At 57.5% G+C, this 22036-nt stretch carries 16 protein-coding genes; 12 read left to right on the top strand and 4 right to left on the bottom strand.

All coding sequences use genetic code 11. The features are described from left to right. Window positions 1–50: 50 nt before the first annotated feature. The 3 genes from GTU67_RS11415 to GTU67_RS11405 form a co-directional block, all read right to left on the bottom strand. Window positions 51–1262: a DUF2863 family protein gene (locus GTU67_RS11415; protein ID WP_185780194.1), complete on the bottom strand. Its 1212-nt coding sequence runs from the start codon at window positions 1260–1262 to the stop codon at window positions 51–53. 102 nt (window positions 1263–1364) lie between these two features. Next, on the bottom strand, window positions 1365–3950 hold the full coding sequence (gene acnB, locus GTU67_RS11410; RefSeq protein WP_185780193.1) for a bifunctional aconitate hydratase 2/2-methylisocitrate dehydratase: 2586 nt from the start codon (window positions 3948–3950) through the stop codon (window positions 1365–1367). A gap of 98 nt (window positions 3951–4048) precedes the next feature. Continuing rightward, window positions 4049–5035 carry a malate dehydrogenase gene (locus GTU67_RS11405; RefSeq protein WP_185780192.1) on the bottom strand — a complete coding sequence of 329 codons (987 nt, stop codon included), beginning with the start codon at window positions 5033–5035 and terminating at the stop codon, window positions 4049–4051. 182 nt (window positions 5036–5217) lie between these two features. Between GTU67_RS11405 and GTU67_RS11400 the strand changes: the two genes are divergently transcribed. From GTU67_RS11400 to gltA, 7 genes are all read left to right on the top strand, one after another. Then, complete coding sequence (locus GTU67_RS11400; RefSeq protein ID WP_185780191.1) at window positions 5218–5985, top strand: GntR family transcriptional regulator; 768 nt, start codon at window positions 5218–5220, stop codon at window positions 5983–5985. A gap of 92 nt (window positions 5986–6077) precedes the next feature. Then, window positions 6078–6491 (top strand): succinate dehydrogenase, cytochrome b556 subunit, encoded by a 414-nt coding sequence (sdhC, locus tag GTU67_RS11395; protein WP_185780190.1) that lies wholly within the window; start codon window positions 6078–6080, stop codon window positions 6489–6491. After that, window positions 6491–6874: a succinate dehydrogenase, hydrophobic membrane anchor protein gene (gene sdhD / locus GTU67_RS11390; RefSeq protein ID WP_185780189.1), complete on the top strand. Its 384-nt coding sequence runs from the start codon at window positions 6491–6493 to the stop codon at window positions 6872–6874. Before sdhC ends, sdhD begins: the two co-directional genes overlap by 1 nt. Window positions 6875–6877: 3 nt before the next feature. Further along, window positions 6878–8656, top strand: a complete 1779-nt coding sequence (gene sdhA / locus GTU67_RS11385; RefSeq protein WP_185780188.1) for a succinate dehydrogenase flavoprotein subunit — start codon at window positions 6878–6880, stop codon at window positions 8654–8656. A 12-nt stretch (window positions 8657–8668) separates the two neighbouring features. After that, the gene (locus GTU67_RS11380) at window positions 8669–9385 is read left to right on the top strand and encodes a succinate dehydrogenase iron-sulfur subunit (protein ID WP_185780187.1); all 717 of its coding nucleotides are present in this window, start codon (window positions 8669–8671) and stop codon (window positions 9383–9385) included. 11 nt (window positions 9386–9396) lie between these two features. Then, window positions 9397–9657 carry an FAD assembly factor SdhE gene (locus tag GTU67_RS11375; RefSeq protein ID WP_185780186.1) on the top strand — a complete coding sequence of 87 codons (261 nt, stop codon included), beginning with the start codon at window positions 9397–9399 and terminating at the stop codon, window positions 9655–9657. Between the two features lie 17 nt (window positions 9658–9674). Further along, window positions 9675–10973 carry a citrate synthase gene (gene gltA / locus GTU67_RS11370; RefSeq protein WP_185780185.1) on the top strand — a complete coding sequence of 433 codons (1299 nt, stop codon included), beginning with the start codon at window positions 9675–9677 and terminating at the stop codon, window positions 10971–10973. A gap of 256 nt (window positions 10974–11229) precedes the next feature. On the opposite strand, the gene GTU67_RS11365 is transcribed toward gltA, so the two are convergent. Further along, on the bottom strand, window positions 11230–13533 hold the full coding sequence (locus GTU67_RS11365; RefSeq protein WP_185780184.1) for an NADP-dependent malic enzyme: 2304 nt from the start codon (window positions 13531–13533) through the stop codon (window positions 11230–11232). A gap of 315 nt (window positions 13534–13848) precedes the next feature. Here GTU67_RS11365 and GTU67_RS11360 point away from each other — a divergent pair, with 315 nt between their 5' ends. The 5 genes from GTU67_RS11360 (at window position 13849) to GTU67_RS11340 (ending at window position 22026) form a co-directional block, all read left to right on the top strand. Continuing rightward, the gene (locus tag GTU67_RS11360) at window positions 13849–16725 is read left to right on the top strand and encodes a 2-oxoglutarate dehydrogenase E1 component (protein ID WP_185780183.1); all 2877 of its coding nucleotides are present in this window, start codon (window positions 13849–13851) and stop codon (window positions 16723–16725) included. Window positions 16726–16756: 31 nt separating this feature from the next. Further along, window positions 16757–17962, top strand: coding sequence for a 2-oxoglutarate dehydrogenase complex dihydrolipoyllysine-residue succinyltransferase (gene odhB / locus GTU67_RS11355; RefSeq protein WP_185780182.1), 1206 nt, complete (start codon window positions 16757–16759; stop codon window positions 17960–17962). A gap of 126 nt (window positions 17963–18088) precedes the next feature. Continuing rightward, a complete protein-coding gene (gene lpdA, locus GTU67_RS11350; protein WP_185780181.1) occupies window positions 18089–19516 on the top strand; it encodes a dihydrolipoyl dehydrogenase in 1428 nt (475 codons plus the stop codon). 68 nt (window positions 19517–19584) lie between these two features. After that, window positions 19585–20676, top strand: a complete 1092-nt coding sequence (gene zapE, locus GTU67_RS11345; RefSeq protein ID WP_185780180.1) for a cell division protein ZapE — start codon at window positions 19585–19587, stop codon at window positions 20674–20676. 21 nt (window positions 20677–20697) lie between these two features. Next, window positions 20698–22026, top strand: coding sequence for a tryptophan--tRNA ligase (locus GTU67_RS11340; RefSeq protein WP_185780179.1), 1329 nt, complete (start codon window positions 20698–20700; stop codon window positions 22024–22026). The last annotated feature ends 10 nt before the right edge of the window (window positions 22027–22036 follow it).

The following is a 22036-nucleotide window of genomic DNA, read 5'->3' as shown; positions in this document are numbered from 1 at the left end:
CAAAGCAGGCGAAGGGCGGTGGCTTTGGGGTGACACCGCCCGAAGAGTGGTTAATGGAAGTGACGCGGTTCGAGGTCGGTCTCTTCGGGGAGCTCCGGGTGCATCATTTCGCCCAGTGCATTGGGGAAAAACGGCGCACCGCAATCTTCGCAGATTTCGGTGGTGGCCAGCCCGCTGATCAGCTTGATTTCGGTCACGCCCACTTCAGCCAGATGGGCGGCGATTTCGTCGGGGATGGTGGGGGCCCCGTTGTCGATGGCGGCGCCTGCGGCCTCTTCTTTGCTAAGAATGGGCCAGACGCAGCCGTAAATAACCTGCTGGCTGTGGCGCGTGGTAAAGCCAACCCGGTACTCTTCGATCATGGATTCGCCACACCCGACAATAGCGGCCTGCAGTTCGGAGCCCCTGAGGTTGGCGGCGTTTTGCAGCCATATCACCGCAGCTTTCAAGGCCAGCGGGCGGATACGGCGGTCGGCTTCGCGACTGTTCACGTAATAGGCGTCGGGCTGGACGTAGTCGATGGTGCAGGCCGTGTAACGCGCCTGAATAACCGGGTTGATGGCGTCTTGCCATTGCTGATGGCAAGCTGCGCGATGCCCGGCGATGTCGTCGGTGGCGGCTTGCCAGGCAAATACAGCCTTGCCTTTGGGGACGGCAACTGTGGCCACAACAAAACGTGCATCGGCCAGCATGCCTTCGGTGTTGGGCATGGGGCGAACCTCGGGGTGCGTCGCTTTACCCGACACGGCGGCCTGACCGAGTTGCAGGGTCCAGCGTGCGGTGTCCTGGAAGGTTTGCGGCATTTGTTCGAAACTGACGATTTCGGGCAGCAAGGCAACGCGAGCGCCTTCAGCCAGCACGTGCTGTTGCAATGCCTTGACCAGGGTGTCGGCCTCTTTGGGGCTCAGCGGTGACGGCACGGGTAACTGGTAGCGCGTCCAGACCAGAATGGGGGCAGAGACAAGCAAAACGTCATAGGGGCCGTCAGGCCCGTCGAGCTGCACGGATTCAGAGCCGGTTTCGGCCATTTCGACCAGAATTTCGTAGGCTGCCATGCGGTCGGGCACCAGTGCCTCGAGCGCAGATTCGATGTGCCGGTTGGGCTTGCCCTTGAGCAGCTTGGCAATCAGTGCGGTAATCTGGCTTTCCCAGAACAGGTCTTCGACGCGGCTGCCCGACAGCGCCAGCGCTTCGGCCAAAGACGTGAGGCGTCGCGCATCGGCGGTCAGACGGGTGGAACCGGATTTTGGTGTAGTTGACATGGTGCAATACAAGATTCAGACAGTGCTAGTGTAACGCGTGCAAGAAGTAAAAATCCCCCGCGCATTGCTGCGCGGGGGATAAACAGAGCAGGCCTGTCAGGGTCAGACTTTGACGGTGTCAGCGACCTTCTGGAACTCTTCGATCTGATCGAAGTTCATGTAGCGATAGATATCGCTGCTGTTTTGTTCCAGGATGCCCATGTCGGCCAGGTACTCTTCTTTGGTCGGGATACGACCCAGACGCGAGCAAATGGCAGCCAGTTCGGCCGAACCCAGGAACACATTCGAGTTTTTACCCAGACGGTTCGGGAAGTTACGGGTACTGGTAGACATGACGGTTGCGCCTTCGCGAACTTGCGCCTGGTTGCCCATGCACAACGAGCAGCCGGGCATTTCCATGCGGGCACCTGCTGTCCCCAGAACGCCGTAGTGGCCTTCTTCGGTCAGTTGGTGCTGATCCATTTTGGTTGGAGGCGCAACCCACAGCTTGACCGGGATGTCGCGCTTGTTTTCCAGCAGCTTGGAAGCGGCACGGAAGTGGCCGATGTTGGTCATGCAGCTACCGATAAACACTTCGTCGATAGTTGTGCCGGAAACCTCGGACATCGTCTTGACGTCGTCGGGGTCGTTCGGGCAAGCCACGATAGGTTCGTGAATGTCGGCCAGGTCAATGTCGATAACGGCGGCGTATTCGGCGTCGGCATCGGGTTCGAGCAATTGCGGGTTTGCCAGCCAGGCTTCCATGGCCTTGATGCGGCGTGTAATGGTGCGCTGATCTTGGTAGCCGTTGGCGATCATCCACTTCAACATGGTGATGTTGCTGTTGATGTACTCGATGATGGGCTCTTTGTTCAGGCGCACAGTACATGCAGCCGCCGAACGCTCTGCCGATGCGTCAGACAGCTCGAAGGCCTGTTCGATTTTCAGGTCGGGCAAGCCTTCGATTTCGAGGATGCGACCCGAGAAAATGTTTTTCTTGCCTTTTTTCTCGACGGTAAGCAAGCCCTGCTTGATGGCGTAAAGCGGAATGGCGTTGACCAGGTCGCGCAGGGTGACACCGGGCTGCATTTTGCCCTTGAAGCGGACCAGCACCGACTCGGGCATATCGAGCGGCATAACGCCGGTGGCAGCGGCAAAGGCTACCAGGCCCGAGCCAGCCGGGAAGCTGATACCAATGGGGAAGCGGGTGTGCGAGTCGCCGCCAGTACCGACGGTGTCGGGCAACAGCATGCGGTTCAGCCACGAGTGGATGATGCCGTCGCCGGGGCGCAACGAAATACCGCCGCGGGTGCTGATGAAGTCGGGCAGTTCGTGGTGAGTTTTGACGTCGACAGGCTTGGGGTAAGCGGCCGTATGGCAGAACGACTGCATGACCAGGTCGGCCGAGAAACCCAGGCAGGCCAGGTCTTTGAGCTCGTCGCGTGTCATGGGGCCGGTGGTGTCCTGGCTACCCACAGAAGTCATCTTGGGCTCGCAGTATGTACCGGGGCGGATACCCAGGCCTTCGGGCAAACCACAGGCGCGACCCACCATTTTCTGGGCCAGCGTAAAGCCTTTGCCAGAGTCGACAGGGCTATTGGGCAAGCGGAACAGGGTAGATGCAGGCAGGCCGAGCGCTTCGCGGGCCTTTGCGGTCAGGCCACGACCAATGATCAGGGGAATGCGGCCGCCGGCGCGAACTTCGTCGAACAGTACGTCGGACTTGACCTGGAACTCGGCAATGACTTCGCCGTTTTTCAGGGCTTTGCCTTCGTAGGGGCGTAGTTCAACGACGTCGCCGGTGTTCATGGCCGAAACGTCGACCTCGATGGGCAGTGCGCCGGCATCTTCCATGGTGTTGTAGAAGATGGGGGCAATTTTGCTGCCCAGGCATACGCCGCCAAAACGCTTGTTGGGCACGAACGGGATGTCTTGACCGGTGAACCACAGTACCGAGTTTGTCGCCGATTTGCGTGAAGAGCCCGTACCGACCACGTCGCCTACGTAGGCAATTTGATGGCCTTTGTCTTTCAGGCTTTCAAGGAACTTGACTGGGCCAACTTTGCCGGGTTCGTCGGGTTCGATACCGGGGCGGGGGTTTTTGAGCATGGCCAAGGCATGCAACGGAATGTCGGGGCGGCTCCAGGCGTCGGGCGCGGGCGACAGATCGTCGGTGTTGGTTTCGCCCGATACCTTGAATACCGTGACGGTCATGCTTTGAGGTACTTCGGGGCGTGTGGTGAACCACTCGCCGTCGGCCCAGCTTTGCATGACTTCTTTGGCAAATGCATTGCCTCTCTCGGCCTTTTCCTGGACATCGTGGAAGGCGTCGAACATCAGCAAAGTGTGCTTGAGCGCGTTGGCGGCAACGGGTGCCAGCGCAGCGTTGTCGAGCAATTCGATGAGCGGCTGGATGTTGTAGCCGCCCAGCATGGTGCCCAGCAACTCAGTGGCTTTTTCGGGGCTGATGAGCGCGCATTTCTCGGTGCCGAATGCAACGGCTGCCAGGTACGAGGCTTTTACTTTGGCAGCGTCGTCGACGCCTGCAGGAACGCGATGGGTGATTAGGTCGAGGAGATAGCTTTCCTCGCCGGCAGGCGGGTTCTTCAGCAGTTCGATCAGGTCGGCGGTTTGTTGGGCCGACAGGGGAAGCGGGGGAATGCCCAGCGCGGCGCGCTCGGCAACGTGTTGGCGGTAGGTATCCAGCATGTGACGTGCCCTTTGTCGAGGGTTGGAGGAAATTCAAAGACAGCCCGGGCGCCGGGTAGGGCGCGAGGGCTGTCGGGGATGGCCAGGCCGGTTGTTGATTACAACAGGTCTTTGACGCCGTCGCGCTCTTCGAGCAGTTCGTTCAGTGTGTTGTCCATGCGCTCGCGCGAGAAGCTGTCGATGTCCAGGCCTTGAACGATGGCGTATTCGCCGTTTTGCGTGGTAACGGGGTAACCGTAAACGATGCCTTCGGGGATGCCGTAAGAGCCGTCAGATGGAATGCCCATGGTGACCCACTTGCCGTTCGAGCCCAGGATCCAGTCACGGACGTGGTCGATGGCCGCATTGGCTGCGGAAGCGGCCGAGGACAGGCCGCGTGCTTCGATGATGGCGGCGCCGCGCTTGCCGACGGTGGGGATGAACGTGTCCCGGTTCCAGGCGTCGTCGTTGATGACCTGAGCGAGTTTGTCGCCGTTAGCGGTGGCAAAGCGGATATCGGGGTACATGGTGGGCGAATGGTTGCCCCACACGATGAGGTTTTCGATGTCGGCCACTTTTTTGCCCGATTTTGCGGCCAGTTGCGACAACGCACGGTTGTGGTCGAGGCGCAGCATGGCTGTAAAGTTTTTAGCGGGCAGGTCGGGGGCCGATTTCATGGCGATATAGGCGTTGGTGTTGGCAGGGTTGCCGACGACCAGTACTTTAACGTTGCGGCTGGCAACGTCGTTAAGCGCTTTGCCTTGTACCTTGAAGATTTCGGCGTTGACTTTGAGCAAGTCTTTGCGCTCCATGCCGGGGCCACGAGGACGCGAACCGACCAGCAGGGCGACGTCGGCGTCTTTGAACGCTTCGCGCGGATCGCTGTGGGCGGTCATGCCTTGCAGCAGGGGGAACGCGCAGTCGTCGAGTTCCATCATGACGCCTTTAAGTGCTTTTTGCGCCTTTTCGTCTGGGATTTCGAGCAGCTGCAGAATGACAGGCTGGTCTTTGCCCAACATTTCGCCCGAGGCGATGCGGAACAGCAGGGCGTAACCAATTTGACCGGCAGCGCCGGTGACGGCGACACGCATGGCGGGTTTGGACATGAAGGATCTCCGAAAAAAGATAAGGGTAAACGACAGATTTTAATAGTTAAAAGGTTAGTTGAAATCGGCCCTGTAGTCAAACATCTTATATCTTATATAAGACAGAAGAGTGTTAGACATTCGGCGCGAACCGTGCGAGAATGTCGGGCGTTTTCACAAAACCGTCCAGACTTTTGTCGACCATGTCCGATCAATCTATAGATACTTCTGCGGTGCCCGAACGTGCCCCTGCCGGCGCGGCGTATAGCCCGTTGTATCAACAGATTAAAGGCTTGTTGCTTCAAAGTCTTGATCGCGGTGAATGGAAACCGGGAGAAGTCATTCCCAGCGAATTCGAGCTGGCGGCGCGTTTTAATGTCAGCCAGGGTACGGTTCGCAAGGCAATCGACGAGCTCGCAGCCGACAACCTGCTTATCCGGCGTCAGGGCAAGGGCACTTTTGTAGCCACCCACAACGAAGCCAAGGTGCGGTTCCGCTTTTTGCGGCTCACGCCCGACGACGGCCAGCCCTCGGCGTCAAGCAGCCAGCTTATCGACTGCCGCCGGGTCAAGGCGCCTGCCGATGTCGCCCGCCTGCTCGACCTGGCGTCATCCGAAAGCGCGGTCAATGTCAGGCGCTTGTTGTCTTTCGATGCCGAGCCCACCATTCTCGACGATATCTGGTTGCCGGGTGCGGTGTTCAAGGGGCTGACCACCGAGTCCCTGACCCGCTATAGGGGGCCGTTGTACGCCTTTTTCGAGTCCGAGTATGGGGTCAGCATGGTCAGGGCCGAAGAAAAAATCAAGGCGGTGGCCGCCACTGCAGCTCAGGCTGAGCTTTTGCAGGTGGCCCCCGAAAGTCCGCTCTTGCAGGTCGAGCGGGTGTCGTTTACGTATGGCGATCGCCCCATGGAGCTACGTCGCGGGCTGTACGTTACAAACCGGTTCCATTACCGGAACTCACTGAACTAGGTTTTTTTCAACCGATTTGATCCGCTTCGCGGAAATCGGCGAAAATACTAATAGCGTTTTGCAATATTTTGTTTGTTAACCTCGAGGCCATCATGTCCGATTCAGCTTCCAAGCCGCGTCCGCAGTTTCGCAATATCAGCGTTCCGCAGATCCTAAGCTACCGTCTTCCCCTGGCGGGAAAATCGTCAATTCTGCACCGTGTCAGCGGCGCATTGCTGTTTCTCTGTCTTCCGCTTGTTCTGGTGCCGTTGTTTTCGCTTAGCGTCACGTCACCCGACAGCTTCGCGTCCATTCAGGGCTGGGTGGCCAACCCCATCGTAAAACTCATCTTGCTGGCGCTTATCTGGGGCTACCTGCATCACTTCTGTGCCGGCATCCGCTATCTGGTTCTCGATCTGCACATCGGCATGGACAAGGTCTCTGCCCAAAAAAGCGCCGGCGTCGTCTTCGGGGTCAGCCTCGCGCTCACACTGGTTTTTGGTCTTAAATTGTTTGGGGTTTGGTAATGGCTACTCAAGAACGCGTGGGCGCCAAGCGCCTGGTCGTCGGTGCGCACTACGGCACCTTTGACTTCATCGTTCAGCGCTGTACGGCCGTCATTATGGCGGTGTATACGCTGGTTCTCTTTTTCGGGGTTCTGTTTACTTCCGACATGAGCTTCGAAAGCTGGCAAAACCTGTTTACCTTCACCGTCGGTGTGATCCCGGTAGGGCAGTTGCTGGCAACGCTGGCCTTCTTCTCGCTGGCATGGCATGCCTGGATCGGTGTGCGCGACATCTGGATGGACTACGTCAAGCCCGCAGGCGTTCGCCTGCTGTTGCAAGTACTGACCTTGCTCTGGCTTGCGGGTTCAATTATTTATTTCGCTAAAGTTCTCTGGAGTTTATAAGCCGTGGCTGCTGTCAAAAATTCCTTACCTCGCCGCAAGTTTGATGTTGTGGTCGTAGGCGCCGGCGGGGCCGGCATGCGTTGCTCTTTGCAACTGGCGCAGGCGGGCTTGTCGGTTGCCGTCTTGTCTAAAGTGTTTCCTACCCGTTCGCACACGGTTGCCGCCCAGGGTGGCGTCAGTGCGGCATTGGGTAACATGAGCGAAGACAACTGGTACTGGCACATGTACGACACCGTCAAAGGGTCCGACTGGCTGGGCGACCAAGACGCCATCGAATTCATGTGCCGCGAGGCGCCGTCCGCTGTTTACGAGCTCGAACACTTCGGTATGCCGTTCGACCGCAACCCCGATGGCACCATTTATCAGCGTCCCTTTGGTGGTCACACCGCCAATTTCGGCGAAAAGCCCGTACAGCGCGCCTGTGCCGCGGCCGACCGCACCGGTCACGCCATGCTGCACACGCTGTACCAGCGTAACGTCTCGGCCCGTACCCAGTTCTTCGTCGAATGGATGGCCCTCGACTTGCTGCGCAACGACGACGGCGATGTCGTCGGCGTTACCGCCCTCGAAATGGAAACTGGCGAGGTTTATATCCTCGAAGCCAAAACAACCGTGCTGGCCACGGGTGGTGCAGGCCGTATCTGGGCCGCATCTACCAACGCCTTCATCAATACCGGCGACGGTCTGGGTATGGCGGCTCGTGCAGGCATTGCCTTGCAAGACATGGAGTTCTGGCAGTTCCACCCCACGGGTGTGGCCGGTGCCGGCGTGCTCATCACCGAAGGTGTTCGCGGCGAAGGCGGCATCTTGCTGAACAAAGATGGCGAGCGCTTCATGGAACGCTACGCGCCCACCCTTAAAGATCTGGCACCGCGCGACTTCGTTTCGCGCTCGATGGACCAGGAAATCAAAGAAGGTCGTGGTTGCGGCCCCAATGGCGATCACGTGCTGCTCAAGCTCGATCACCTGGGCGCCGACGTCATCAACAAGCGTCTGCCGTCCATTCGCGAAATCGCGATCAAGTTCGGTAACGTCGACCCCATCAAAGAGCCCATCCCTGTTGTGCCCACCATCCATTATCAAATGGGGGGGATTCCGGCCAACTACCATGGTCAGGTTGTCGACTTTAAAAACGGCGAAACCAAAGTCGTCAATGGTTTGTACGCCATCGGCGAATGTGCGGCTGTTTCGGTACACGGCGCCAACCGTCTGGGTACAAACTCGCTGCTCGACCTCATCGTATTTGGTCGCGCTGCCGGCAAGCACATTGTCGACTCCCACCTCGAGCGTCAAATTGCGCACCAGCCCCTGCCGCAATCGTCCGTCGACTACTCCCTCGATCGCCTCAACAAGCTCGAAACCCGTACCTCGGGCGTCAAGGCACAAGAAGTGGGCAATGCAATTCGCAATGGCATGCAAACGCACTGCGGCGTTTTCCGTACCCTCGAGCTGCTCAACAAGGGTGTCGATGTCATCGAAAGCCTGGCGCCCCAGGTCGAAGAAATCTACTTCAAAGACAAGTCCAAGGTCTTCAATACCGCACGTATCGAAGCCCTCGAACTGTCCAACATGATCGAAGTTGCGCGTGCCACCATCAAGTCGGCCGCAAGTCGTACCGAAAGTCGCGGCGCTCATGCGCTCGACGATCACCCCGACCGCGACGACGAAAACTGGTTGCGCCACACCCTCTGGTATTCAGAAGGCGGCCGTCTCGACTACAAGCCGGTTCAAATGAAACCGCTGACCGTCGACAGCTTCCCACCCAAAGCACGGACCTTCTAAGCAGGAACTGAAATGAGCCAAAAACGTATCGTTAAGTTTGAAATCTACCGCTACGATCCTGACAAGGACGAGCGTCCGTACATGCAAAAGCTCGAAGTCGAGCTTCAGCCTACCGACAAAATGTTGCTCGACGCGCTGGTGCGCATCAAGAACGATGTTGACGACAGTCTGGCTATCCGCCGTTCGTGCCGCGAGGGTGTTTGCGGTTCCGACGCCATGAACATCAATGGCAAGAACGGTCTGGCATGTACCACGAACTTGCGCGAACTCTCCCAGCCTATCGTGCTGCGTCCGCTGCCAGGCTTGCCTGTTGTGCGCGATCTGATCGTCGACATGACCCAGTTCTTCAACCAGTACCATTCGGTCAAGCCGTTCCTCATCAACGACACACCGCCGCCCGAGCGCGAGCGTCTGCAGTCGCCCGAGGCCCGTGAAGAGATCGACGGTCTGTACGAGTGCATCCTGTGCGCATGTTGCTCGACCTCCTGCCCGTCGTTCTGGTGGAATCCCGACAAATTTGTGGGCCCTGCCGGTTTGCTGCAGGCCTACCGCTTCATCGCCGACTCGCGCGACGAAGCCACCGCCGAGCGTCTCGATAACCTCGAAGACCCTTATCGTCTGTTCCGTTGCCACACCATCATGAACTGTACAGACGTCTGTCCGAAGGGGCTGAATCCCTCGAAGGCAATTGGCAAAATCAAAGAACTGCTGGTTCGGCGCAGTATCTAAGTGCTGCACTCATGAGCACACTGACCGAACTTGAGCGTGCCCGCCTGCGTTGGCGGGCACGCCGTGGTCTGTTGGAAAACGATTTGATCATCACGAATTTTCTGGATCAATACGAAACCCAACTTACCGATACTGATGTTGTCGCCTTAACCCAATTATTCGAGATGGGTGACAACGAATTGCTCGACGTTTTGTTGGGCCGCAAGTCGCTAGAAGGGGTGTACGACACGCCCGATATTCAGCGGCTGGTTGGGCAAATGCGAGCGCTGTAAATTTTTGAGGAAGAAAGATGCAACTGTCAGATAAAAAAGCAACCCTATCGTTTTCGGACGGTAGCGCATCGGTTGATTTTCCGGTGTACAAAGGCTCGATCGGCCCAGACGTCATCGACATTCGCAAGCTGTATGGCCAAACCGGCATGTTCACCTACGACCCGGGTTTCTTGTCGACGGCGTCATGCGAGTCGGCGATTACCTACATCGATGGCGACAAAGGTCAGCTGCTCTACCGTGGCTACCCCATCGACCAGTTGGCCCAAAACAACGACTTTCTCGACGTTTGCTACCTGATCCTGAACGGCGAGTTGCCCAGCGCCGAGCAAAAGCTTCAGTTTGACAGCGAAGTCACCAACCACACTATGGTGCACGAGCAACTGGCCACATTTATTAGTGGTTTCAGCCGCGACGCCCACCCCATGGCCATGCTGACCGCTGCCGTTGGCGCATTGTCTGCTTTCTACCACGACGCCACCGACATCACCAACCCCGAGCATCGCCGTCTGTCGGCAATCCGCCTGATCGCCAAGATGCCTACGCTGGTCGCCATGGTGTACAAGTATTCGTTGGGCCAGCCTTACATCTATCCGCGCAACGATCTGTCGTACACCGGCAATTTCTTGCGCATGATGTTCGCCAACCCCTGCGAAGATTACAAAGTCAACGACGTTGTCGAACGCGCGCTTGACCGCATCTTCATCTTGCACGCCGACCACGAACAAAACGCTTCAACGTCTACGGTGCGTTTGTGCGGTTCGTCGGGCACTAACCCGTTTGCAGCTATTTCGGCAGGTATTGCCTGCTTGTGGGGTCCCGCTCACGGCGGCGCCAACGAAGCCTGCCTGCAAATGCTCGAAAACCTGCAGGCCAACGGTGGTGTTGCCAAGGTTGGCGAATTCATGGAAAAGGTCAAAGATAAAACGTCTGGCGTTCGCCTGATGGGCTTTGGTCACCGTGTATACAAAAACTACGATCCCCGTGCCAAGCTCATGCAAGAAACTTGCAAAGAAGTCTTGTCTGCGCTGGGCCTCGAAAACGATCCGCTGTTCAAGCTGGCCATGGAGCTCGAGCGTATCGCCCTCGAAGATCCGTACTTCGTCGATCGCAAGTTGTACCCCAACGTCGACTTCTACTCGGGCATCGTTCAGCGCGCCATTGGTATCCCCACACCTTTGTTCACCGGTATTTTTGCCTTGGCACGTACCGTTGGCTGGATCTCCCAGTGGGACGAAATGATTTCCGATCCCGAATACAAGATCGGTCGTCCGCGTCAACTTTACACGGGTTCCGCCGTTCGCGATATCAAGCGTTAATTTGCTTGATGGCCCAGGTGGCCATCGTGGGTGTTGTTACCCGCGTATGGCCGCAACAAAAAAGCCGCCTTTGGGCGGTTTTTTTATGGGCGTCATGACTTACGCAGCAAGCTGCAGGCCAGCAGGCTGGCGCGGTCGGCGTGTAACAAGCACTGCTCGCCAGGGCCGCATGCAAAAAAGCCCCGCTTGTTAAAGCGGGGCTTTCGGCTGCGGCATGCCAGCGCCCAAGGGCGCGCGCCATGCCAATACAACGTGCTTATTTACTGCTGGCGCGTTGCTGTGCTTCTTGCTGGGCGTCGACTACGGCCAAGGCGGTCATGTTCACGATACGGCGAACGGTAGCGCTTGGCGTCAGGATATGCACCGGACGTGCAGCACCCAACAGTACCGGACCCATAGACACACCGTTGCTGCCTGTCATTTTCAGCATGTTGTAGGTGATATTGCCGGCATCGAGGTTCGGCATGATCATCAGGTTGGCTGGCCCTTTCAGGGGCGAATCGGGGTAGGCACGCATGCGGATTTTTTCGGACAGGGCCGAGTCGGCATGCATTTCACCGTCGACCTCAAGGTGCGGCGCACGCTCGTTGACGAGCTGACGGGCACGGGCCATTTTGCGAGAAGACTCGGTAGAGCGGCTGCCAAAGTTGGAATGCGACAGCAGCGCAATTTTAGGCACGACGCCAAAACGCAAGATCTCTTCGGCCGCCTGGATGGTCATGTCGGCAATTTCTTCAGCGCTGGGGTTTTCGTTGACGTGGGTGTCGCAGATGAACAGCGTCTGGTCGGGCAGCATCAGCACGTTCATGGCTGCAAAGGTTTGTACGCCTTCTTTTAGCCCAATGACTTCTTGTACATACTTCAGCTGATTGTCGAACTTGCTGGCCACGCCGCAGATCAGGGCATCGGCGTCCCCACGCTGCAGCAACATCGAGCCGATGAGCGTGTTGTGCTTGCGGACCATGGCCTTGGCGATTTCGGGCGTGACGCCGTTACGGCCTTGCAACTTGTAATAGCCGTTCCAGGTTTCGTTGAAGCGATCGTCGTCTTCGGGGTCGACCAGTTCAATGTTTTGCCCGGGAATCAGGCGCAGCCCGAACTTCTTGACGCGCATCTCGATGACGGCTGGGCGCCCGATAAGAATAGGCTTGGCGATGTTTTCGTCGACCACGGTTTGAACCGCACGCAGCACACGCTCGTCTTCGCCGTCGGCATAAATAACCCGCATGGGTGTATTTTTGGCCTGCATGAACAGCGGGCGCATGAGCTGGCCGGTGTGGTAAACCAGGCCCATCAGGCGCTGGCGATAGGCTTCCATGTCTTCGATGGGACGAGTGGCTACGCCTGACGCCACGGCGGCCTCGGCAACGGCCGGTGCGATTTTAATGATAAGGCGCGGGTCGAAGGGCTTTGGAATAATGTAGTCGGGCCCGAACGACAAGTCTTGCCCGGCATAGGCCATGGCGACTTCGTCGTTTTGTTCGGCTTCAGCCAGTTCGGCAATGGCCTTGACGCAGGCCAGTTTCATTTCTTCGTTGATAACGGTTGCGCCGACGTCCATGGCCCCGCGGAAAATGAACGGGAAGCACAAGACGTTGTTGACCTGGTTGGGGTAGTCGGAGCGACCGGTCGCGATAATCGCATCGGGGCGTGCGGCCTTGGCCACTTCCGGGCGGATCTCCGGTTCGGGGTTGGCCAGGGCCAGAATAAGAGGCTTGTCGGCCATGGTCTTGACCATGTCGGCCGTTAGTACGCCGGGTGCAGAACAGCCCAGGAAGACGTCGGCGTCTACACAAACGTCTGCCAGCGTGCGGGCATCGGTTTTTTGTGCGTAGTCGGCCTTGGTCGGCTCCATGTTGGCTTCGCGGCCTTCCCAGATAACGCCGCGCGAATCGACCACGAAGATGTTTTTGCGGGGGATGCCCAGGCTGACCAAAAGGTTAAGACAGGCGATGGCTGCGGCACCCGCACCCGAACACACCAGCTTGACCGAATCGAGTGATTTGCCGACGACCTTCAGACCGTTCAGGATGGCGGCTGCCGAGATAATGGCTGTACCGTGCTGGTCGTCGTGAAAGACGGGGATCTTCATGCGTTCGCGCAGCTTCTTTTCAATATAGAAGCACTCGGGCGCCTTGATGTCTTCGAGGTTGATGCCGCCCAGCGTGGGTTCGAGCGCGGCGATGATGTCAACCAGTTTGTCGGGGTCCAGTTCGTTGAGTTCGATGTCGAAAACGTCGATGCCGGCAAATTTCTTGAACAGGCAGCCTTTGCCTTCCATGACGGGTTTGGCCGCCAGGGGGCCGATATTGCCCAGGCCTAGTACCGCTGTACCGTTAGTAACGACGCCGACCAGGTTCGAGCGGGAGGTGTACTTGGCGGCAGCTTCTTCGCCCCCTTCGTAAATGGCCATGCTGGCCACTGCAACACCCGGGGAATACGCCAGCGACAGGTCGTCTTGGTTGGCCAGTGTTTTAGTTGGTGTTACCGAAATCTTACCGGGGGTTGGGTAAGCATGGTAATCAAGGGCCATTTTTGAGAGGTCCGCCTTGGCGTCCATAAGGTACTGCTCCTGAAATTATTCGAGTAAAAGAAACGTAAAAAATACACCATTAGCGAAATGTCTGCATCTTGTCGTACCGGTTTTGCACCGGGTGTCAGTAAAAATCAACGTCCGGTTTTCAAAATGCCCGTGTTTCGGGCCTCGCGGTTACATCCGCAGGTGTTTGTGGTTATACTAACTTCAATACGGCTACTCAAGGCGTCGTACTGTTGCCTTCTGCCCCCGCTATCCGCTAACCGGTCTGGCCGTGTCGCGGAAGGTTGTCCCCCCTGCATCAAACGAGTGAAGCACTCGGTAAGGTGAAGCGAACACATGTCATCACAATCAGAGTCCCTTTCAAATTCCTACCTTTTTGGTAGTAACGCTCCCTACGTAGAAGAACTCTACGAATCCTACCTCGACAATCCCGGCTCCGTCTCCGACGAATGGCGCGCCTACTTCGACCAGTTGCAGCATCTGCCTGCCACCGACGGTAAAGAAGTCACCCGCGACCAGGCCCATGCGCCCATCGTTCAGTCGTTTGCCGAACGTGCCAAAGCCAATGCCTTCCTTAGCGTTCGTGCCCAGCAGCCCGATTTGTCGGTAGCCAGCAAGCAGGTTTATGTTCAGTCTCTGATCGCGGCATACCGTACCCTTGGTTCGCGCTTCGCCGAACTCGATCCGCTCAAGCGTCAAGATCGCCCGGTTATCCCCGAGCTCGATCCTTCGTTCTATGGCCTGACCGAAGCCGACCTTGATCAGGTTTACTCAGCCACAAATACTTATTTCACCAAGTCCGAGACCATGACGCTGCGCGACATGCTCAAGGCCTTGCGCGACACCTATTGCCGTACCATCGGTGCCGAGTTCATGCACATGTCCGATCCGGCCGCCAAGCGCTGGATCCAGGAACGCCTTGAATCGTCTTTTGGCGTGCCGTCGTACTCGTCCGAACGCAAGCGTCACATTCTCAAGCAAATCACCGAAGCCGAAGGCCTCGAACGCTTCCTGCATACCAAATATGTGGGTCAAAAGCGCTTCTCCCTCGAAGGGGGTGAAAGCTTCATCGCGTCCATGGATGAAGTCGTCAATCATGCCGGCGAAAACGGCGTCCAGGAAATTGTTGTGGGTATGGCCCACCGCGGTCGCCTGAACATGCTGGTCAATATCATGGGCAAAATGCCCGGCGACCTTTTCGCCGAATTCGAAGGGAAGTACGCTCAAACCCTTACCGACGGCGACGTCAAATATCACAACGGTTTCTCTAGCGATTTGTCCACCCGTGGTGGTCCAGTTCACCTGTCGCTGGCGTTCAACCCGTCGCACCTTGAAATCGTCAACCCCGTGGTCGAGGGCAGCGCGCGCGCACGCCAAGACCGTCGTGGCGATACGGAAGGCGCACAAGTGTTGCCCGTGCTGGTACATGGCGACGCGGCTTTTGCCGGCCAGGGCGTGGTCATGGAAACCCTCAACATGGCGCAAACCCGCGGTTACGGTACCGGCGGCACGCTGCACATTGTTATCAATAACCAAATCGGCTTCACCACGTCCGACCCGCGCGACTCCCGTTCTACGTTGTACTGCACCGACGTCGTCAAAATGATCGAAGCGCCGGTGTTCCACGTTAACGGCGACGACCCCGAAGCGGTTGTCTACGTTACCGAATTGGCCCTCGATTACCGTCGTCAGTTCAAGCACGACGTTGTCATCGACATCGTTTGCTTCCGCAAACTGGGTCACAACGAGCAAGACACGCCGTCCCTGACACAACCCTTGATGTACAAGCGCATTGGTCAGCATCCCGGCACACGTAAGCTCTACGCCGACAAGCTCGTCGCACAGGGCGTGCTGTCCGAAGAAGAGGTCGATGGTCTGGTCAAAGAGTACCGTCAGCTCATGGAAGACGGCCAACGTACTGTCGAGCCAGTCCTGACCGACTACAAAAACAAGTACGCCACCGACTGGACGCCGTTCCTGAACGCCAAATGGACAGACCATGCCGACACTGGCGTACCTTTGGCTGAACTTACCCGTATCGGCGAGCGTATCACCCAGGTCCCCGAAGGTTTCACCGTTCATACGCTGGTCAACAAGCTGCTCAACGACCGTCTTAAAATGGCGCGCGGCGAAGCTCCCCTCGACTGGGGTATGGGCGAGCACCTGGCGTTTGCCACGCTAGTGTCGTCGGGCTACACCATTCGTATTACGGGTCAAGACGCCGGCCGCGGTACCTTTACACACCGTCATGCCGTACTGCACGACCAGAAGCGCGAGCGCTGGGATGACGGTTCGTACATTCCTCTGCAAAACGTCTCCGAAAACCAGGCGCCTTTCACTGTTATCGACTCGGTACTGTCCGAAGAGGCCGTGCTAGGTTTCGAATACGGTTACGCTTCGGCCGAGCCGAACACACTGACCATCTGGGAAGCTCAGTTCGGCGACTTCGTCAACGGTGCGCAGGTTGTTATCGACCAGTTCATTTCTTCGGGCGAAGCCAAGTGGGGTCGCCAGTGCGGTCTTACGCTTATGTTGCCTCACGGCTACGAAGGCCAGGGCCCCGAGCACTCTTCGGCTCGCATCGAGCGCTTCTTGCAGCTGTGCGCCGACAATAACATTCAGGCGGTTCAGCCGACCAACGCATCGCAAATTTTCCATGTGCTGCGTCGTCAAATGATTCGTCCGTTCCGCAAGCCGCTGGTCATTTTCACGCCCAAGTCGTTGCTGCGTAACAAAGACGCCACTTCGCCCTTGTCTGACCTGGCCAATGGCACCTTCTTGCCTGTTATTGGCGAAACAAACGCCAATATCGACCCGGCCAATGTCAAGCGCGTGCTGGTGTGCTCGGGCAAGGTTTACTACGACCTGGCCAATGCTCGCACCGAGCGCGAACGCTCCGACGTTGCCATCGTGCGCATCGAGCAGCTCTACCCGTTTGCCCACAAGGCATTCCAGGCCGAACTGCAAAAGTACAGCAACGCCAAAGAAATCATCTGGGTACAAGACGAGCCTCAAAATCAGGGGCCATGGTTCTATATCCAGCATCACCTGTACGAGAACATGGTCGAGGGCCAGCGCCTGGGTTATGCCGGTCGTCCTGCTTCTGCATCGCCGGCGGTTGGCTATCTGGCCAAGCACCAAGAACAGCAAAAGGCACTGATCGAACAGGCGTTTGCCGAAAAATTCAAGGGCGTGTCCCAGTCGTCCAAGTAAAGAACACACTACATTACGGAAAATATCTACTATGGCTATTACAGACGTTCTCGTACCCCAGTTGTCAGAATCCATTTCTGAGGCAACTTTGCTCAACTGGAAAAAGCAGCCCGGCGAAGCAGTCCAGGCCGACGAAATCCTCATCGAAGTGGAAACCGACAAGGTTGTTCTCGAGGTACCGGCGCCTGCATCCGGTGTGCTTAGCGAAATCGTTAAGGCAGACGGCAGCACCGTCGGTTCGGGCGAAGTCCTCGCCCGCATCGATACCGAAGGCAAAGCCGCGGCAGCAGCTGCACCCGCAGCCGAAGCACCGGCTGCCGCCGCAGCACCTGCAGCCGCACCCGCCGCGGCCTCGTCTTCTTCGGTAGCCTCGCCCGCCGCCGGCAAGATCCTTGCCGAAAAAGGCATCGATGCTGCCAATGTCGACGGCACCGGTCGTGGTGGCCGCATCACCAAGGGTGACGCCCTGGCCGCCGAAGCTGCACCCGCCAAGAAGCCTGCCGCCGCACCGGCACCTACCAGCTTGTCCCTCGATGGTCGCCCCGAGCAGCGCGTACCCATGAGCCGCCTGCGTGCCCGCGTTGCAGAGCGCCTGCTTCAGTCGCAATCCGAGAACGCCATCCTGACGACGTTCAACGAAGTCAATATGCAAGGCATCCTCGACCTGCGCGCGCGCTACAAAGACCAGTTCGAAAAAGAGCACGGCGTCAAGCTGGGCTTCACATCGTTCTTCGTCAAGGCCGCCGTAGCTGCGCTTAAAAAGTACCCCGTCGTCAACGCCTCGGTCGATGGCAAAGACATCATCTATCACGGCTACTTCGACATCGGTATTGCAGTCGGCAGCCCGCGTGGCCTGGTTGTACCTATCTTGCGTAACGCCGATCAGCTCAGCATCGCCGAAATCGAAAAGCAGATCGCCGACTTCGGTGCCCGTGCACGCGACGGCAAACTTAGCCTCGATGAACTCACCGGCGGTACGTTCTCCATCTCGAACGGTGGTGTGTTTGGTTCCATGTTGTCCACGCCCATCATCAACCCGCCGCAGTCGGCCATCTTGGGCATTCACGCCACCAAAGATCGTCCGGTTGTCGAGAACGGTCAAATCGTGATTCGCCCCATGAACTACCTGGCGCTTTCCTACGATCACCGCATCATCGACGGCCGCGAGGCTGTGTTGTCGCTGGTTGCCATGAAAGAAGCGCTCGAAGACCCCCAGCGTCTGTTGCTCGACGTCTAAGGTACGCACGCCGGGCCCCTTGCCAGGTCGTTGCGCTGTGTAGCGCACGGCCACGGCCCGGGCCCTTTTCTTTTTTAGGCAACGCGCACCTGGTGCGCGTTCGCAGAACAAATTACTGGAAATACAATGGCTAAAAATTTTGATGTCGTCGTGATCGGGGCCGGCCCCGGCGGGTACATTGCTGCAATTCGTGCGGCGCAGTTGGGTATGTCTGTGGCATGTATCGATGCCGCCTCCAACGCCGACGGCAAGCCCGCACCGGGCGGTACCTGCACCAACGTAGGTTGCATTCCTTCAAAAGCGATGTTGCAGTCCTCTGAGCACTTCGACCAGGTCAATCATCACTTCTCCGAACACGGTATCGAAGTTAAAGGCGTCAGCCTTAAACTCGACACCCTTATTGGCCGCAAAGACAACGTTGTCAAACAAAACAACGAAGGCATTTTGTACCTGTTCAAAAAGAACAAGGTCACGTTCTTCCATGGTACCGGTACGTTTTCGGCATATGTCGACGGTGGCTGGTCCATCAAAGTATCGGGTCAATCCGAAGAAGAGCTCATCGCCAAGCATGTTGTGGTTGCCACCGGTTCGGCGCCTCGCCAGTTGCCCGGTCTCGATTTCGACGAGAAAAAAATCCTGTCCAACGATGGCGCCTTGCGTATTCCGGCAGTACCCAAAAAACTGGGTGTAATTGGTGCAGGCGTTATTGGTCTCGAGCTGGGTAGCGTATGGCGTCGTCTGGGTGCCGAAGTCACCGTACTCGAAGCCGCCCCCGATTTCCTGGCGGTTTGCGATCAGCAGGTAGCCAAAGAAGCCCACAAGGTCTTTACCAAGCAGGGCCTTAATATTCAAACCGGCGTAAAAATCGGCGAAGTCAAAACCAGCGCCAAGTCGGTGACCGTACCTTACACCGATGCCGCCGGCGCAGAGCAGTCCATCACCGTCGATCACCTCATCGTCTCTATTGGCCGTGTGCCGCACACCCAGGGGCTGGGCGTTGAAACGGTTGGCCTGAAGGTCGACGAGCGTGGTTTTGTGGTTGTCGACGACGACTGCCGTACCAATTTGCCTAATGTATGGGCAGTTGGCGACGTGGTTCGCGGCCCCATGCTGGCGCACAAGGCTGAAGAAGAGGGCGTTGCCGTTGCCGAGCGTATCGCCGGCCAGCATGGCCACGTCAACTTTGGCACGATCCCCAGTGTTATCTATACCTCGCCCGAAATCGCGTGGGTTGGCAAAACCGAGCAGCAACTCAAAACCGAAGGCGTCAACTATCGTGCCGGCAGCTTCCCGTTTTTGGCCAACGGCCGTGCACGGGCCTTGGGCGATACCACCGGCTTTGTCAAGATTCTGGCCGATGCCAAGTCCGACGAAGTCCTGGGTGTTCATATCATTGGCCCCAGCGCGTCCGAGCTCATCGCCGAAGCCGTTACCATCATGGAGTTCCGCGGCGCTGCCGAAGACATCGCCCGTATCTGCCATGCTCACCCCACATTGTCCGAGTCGGTTAAAGAAGCCGCTCTGGCTGTTGACAAGCGCTCGCTCAATTTCTGATCGGGTGGTTGTTGTTGGCAACTGCTAATTCAAAAAGGGGCTGTAACGCCCCTTTTTGTTTTTAACCTATGAACGTTAAACAATACTACGAGCACGCGCTTGCCGAGCGCGGCTACAAACCCGATCTGGCGCAGATCGAGGCCATCGACAGGCTGCAGCAGTTTTATGACGATTGGGTCGTTTACAAGCAGGCCCGTTCCAGCACACTGAAAAAAATCTTTCGTCGGCCCGATATCCCTCGCGGGGTGTATATGTGGGGCGGTGTGGGTCGGGGCAAAAGCTTTTTAATGGATGCCTTTTACGCCACGGTGCCACTCAAACGAAAAGGGCGTCTGCACTTTCACGAGTTCATGCGGGGCGTGCACCAGCAGCTCGACGAAGTCAAAGGCCAGCAAGACCCGCTCGACGAGGTCGCGCGGCGCATTGCCAAACGGTATCGCCTGATCTGTTTCGACGAGTTTCACGTCTCTGATGTTGCCGATGCGATGATTCTGTATCGTCTGTTGCTCAAGCTTTTCGAGCACGGCACGTCGTTCGTCATGACGTCAAACTACGAGCCCTCTACCTTGTACCCCGATGGCTTGCACCGAGATCGCATCCTGCCGGCCATCAAGCTCATTCAAGAGCGCATGGATATCCTGAATGTCGATACCGGTACCGACTACCGCCGACGCGCACTGGAGCAGGTGCGGGTGTATTTGTCGCCCGTCAATGCCGATACGCGCGCCGAACTCCAGGACGCTTTCGACCGCCTCTCTGACACGGCACCCATGAAGCCGGTGCTAACCGTTGAAAACCGTGAGCTTAAAGCGGTAGCGCTAAGCGGTAGCGTAGTCTGGTTTGACTTTGCTACTTTGTGTGGCGGCCCCCGGTCGCAAAACGACTACCTCGATCTGGCCAGCCGGTTCCAGACGGTGATTTTGTCTGATGTACCTCGCATGACGGCACGCCAGGCGTCGGAAGCCCGACGGTTCACCTGGCTGGTCGACGTTTTTTACGACCATAAAGTTAAACTGATCATGTCGGCCGAATGCGAACCTGAAGGCTTGTATACCGAAGGCCCCATGGCCAACGAGTTTCATCGTACGGTATCGCGCCTGCTCGAGATGCAATCGCGTGAGTATCTCGAATCCGAGCGCCGTGTTGCGGCAACCCTGTAATCTATAACGAATAAATTCAACATGAAAACCCGAGTCCTGACCGGTATCACCACGACCGGCACCCCGCATCTGGGCAACTATGCGGGCGCTATTCGTCCGGCCATCGAAGCCAGTCGTCAGCCCAATGTCGACGCATATTTCTTCATGGCCGACTATCACGCACTGATCAAATGCGAAGACCCCGCGCGCGTGGCCCGTTCACGCCTTGAAATCGCGGCCACCTGGCTGGCCGGTGGGCTCGATGTTGACAAGGTTACGTTCTACCGGCAGTCCGATATCCCCGAAATTCTAGAGCTCTGCTGGCTGCTGACCTGCGTTACCCCCAAGGGTCTGATGAACCGGGCGCACGCCTACAAAGCATCTGTCGACCAGAACACGGCGCGTCAGGTAGACCCCGACGATGGCGTGACTATGGGCTTGTTTTCTTATCCGGTCCTTATGGCGGCCGACATCCTGATGTTCAATGCCCACAAAGTGCCGGTGGGTCGAGACCAGGTGCAGCACCTTGAAATGGCCCGCGATATCGCGCAACGGTTCAACCATTTGTACGGTCAGGGTAAAGAATTTTTTGTTTTGCCCGAGGCTCAGGTCGACGACGAAGTGGCGACATTGCCCGGCCTGGATGGTCGGAAAATGTCCAAAAGCTACGACAACACTATTCCGCTGTTCGAGGGCGGCAGCAAAGCCATGCGTCAGGCGATTTCCCGCATCGTGACCGATTCGCGCCAGCCGGGCGAACCCAAAGACGCCGAGGCTTCCCATGTGTATGCCCTGTACCGGGCGTTTGCCACGTCGTCGCAAGCATCCGCCTTCAAGGCGGCGCTTGAAGGCGGGCTTGCCTGGGGCGAGGCCAAAGAGGCCTTGTTTGCCTTGCTTGACGATATCGTCGCCCCAATGCGTGATCGCTACGCACAGCTGATGGCCGATCCACAGCAAATCGAAGATATCCTGCAAGCGGGTGCCGCCAAGGCGCGTCGCGAATCGGCTGAACTCATGGGCGCCCTGCGTGAAGCCGTGGGTTTGCGTCAACCCAGTCAGGTTGCCGCAGCTTCAAAAGCCAAGCCCAAGGCCGGCAAAACCGCGCGTCTGGTCAGTTTCCGCGAGGGCGAACGATTTCATTTCCGGTTGTTGTCGGCCGATGGCGCTCAGCTTTTGTTGTCCGAAGGGTTCGACGACCCCAAGACTGCAGGTCAACTCATGGGCGCCCTTAAAACACGCAGCTTGTCTGACCTTACCCAGATCAATAACGGTCAGGTCTCGGTGGTTGTCGATACTCAGCTTGTTTGTCGTTTCCCCGAAAGCGAGCTTGAGGCTGTCGAGCAGGCGCTGGCGTCACTTAAACAAGACTGACAGCGGTTTT

The organism is Pusillimonas minor (genome assembly GCF_014237865.1).
In the GTDB taxonomy this organism is placed as follows: domain Bacteria; phylum Pseudomonadota; class Gammaproteobacteria; order Burkholderiales; family Burkholderiaceae_B; genus Neopusillimonas; species Neopusillimonas minor.
The sequence above is the reverse complement of the archived record's forward strand: the minus strand, read 5'-3'. Positions and strand labels throughout refer to the sequence as shown.

Bases quoted from the DNA above. Each gene is read 5' to 3' on its own strand.
- GTU67_RS11415 (WP_185780194.1), bottom strand. From the start codon at position 1,262: ATGTCAACTACACCAAAATCCGGTTCCACCCGTCTGACCGCCGATGCG.
- acnB (WP_185780193.1), bottom strand. From the start codon at position 3,950: ATGCTGGATACCTACCGCCAACACGTTGCCGAGCGCGCCGCGCTGGGC.
- GTU67_RS11405 (WP_185780192.1), bottom strand. From the start codon at position 5,035: ATGTCCAAACCCGCCATGCGTGTCGCCGTCACCGGCGCTGCCGGTCAA.
- GTU67_RS11400 (WP_185780191.1), top strand. From the start codon at position 5,218: ATGTCCGATCAATCTATAGATACTTCTGCGGTGCCCGAACGTGCCCCT.
- sdhC (WP_185780190.1), top strand. From the start codon at position 6,078: ATGTCCGATTCAGCTTCCAAGCCGCGTCCGCAGTTTCGCAATATCAGC.
- sdhD (WP_185780189.1), top strand. From the start codon at position 6,491: ATGGCTACTCAAGAACGCGTGGGCGCCAAGCGCCTGGTCGTCGGTGCG.
- GTU67_RS11380 (WP_185780187.1), top strand. From the start codon at position 8,669: ATGAGCCAAAAACGTATCGTTAAGTTTGAAATCTACCGCTACGATCCT.
- GTU67_RS11375 (WP_185780186.1), top strand. From the start codon at position 9,397: ATGAGCACACTGACCGAACTTGAGCGTGCCCGCCTGCGTTGGCGGGCA.
- gltA (WP_185780185.1), top strand. From the start codon at position 9,675: ATGCAACTGTCAGATAAAAAAGCAACCCTATCGTTTTCGGACGGTAGC.
- GTU67_RS11365 (WP_185780184.1), bottom strand. From the start codon at position 13,533: ATGGACGCCAAGGCGGACCTCTCAAAAATGGCCCTTGATTACCATGCT.
- GTU67_RS11360 (WP_185780183.1), top strand. From the start codon at position 13,849: ATGTCATCACAATCAGAGTCCCTTTCAAATTCCTACCTTTTTGGTAGT.
- odhB (WP_185780182.1), top strand. From the start codon at position 16,757: ATGGCTATTACAGACGTTCTCGTACCCCAGTTGTCAGAATCCATTTCT.
- lpdA (WP_185780181.1), top strand. From the start codon at position 18,089: ATGGCTAAAAATTTTGATGTCGTCGTGATCGGGGCCGGCCCCGGCGGG.
- zapE (WP_185780180.1), top strand. From the start codon at position 19,585: ATGAACGTTAAACAATACTACGAGCACGCGCTTGCCGAGCGCGGCTAC.
- GTU67_RS11340 (WP_185780179.1), top strand. From the start codon at position 20,698: ATGAAAACCCGAGTCCTGACCGGTATCACCACGACCGGCACCCCGCAT.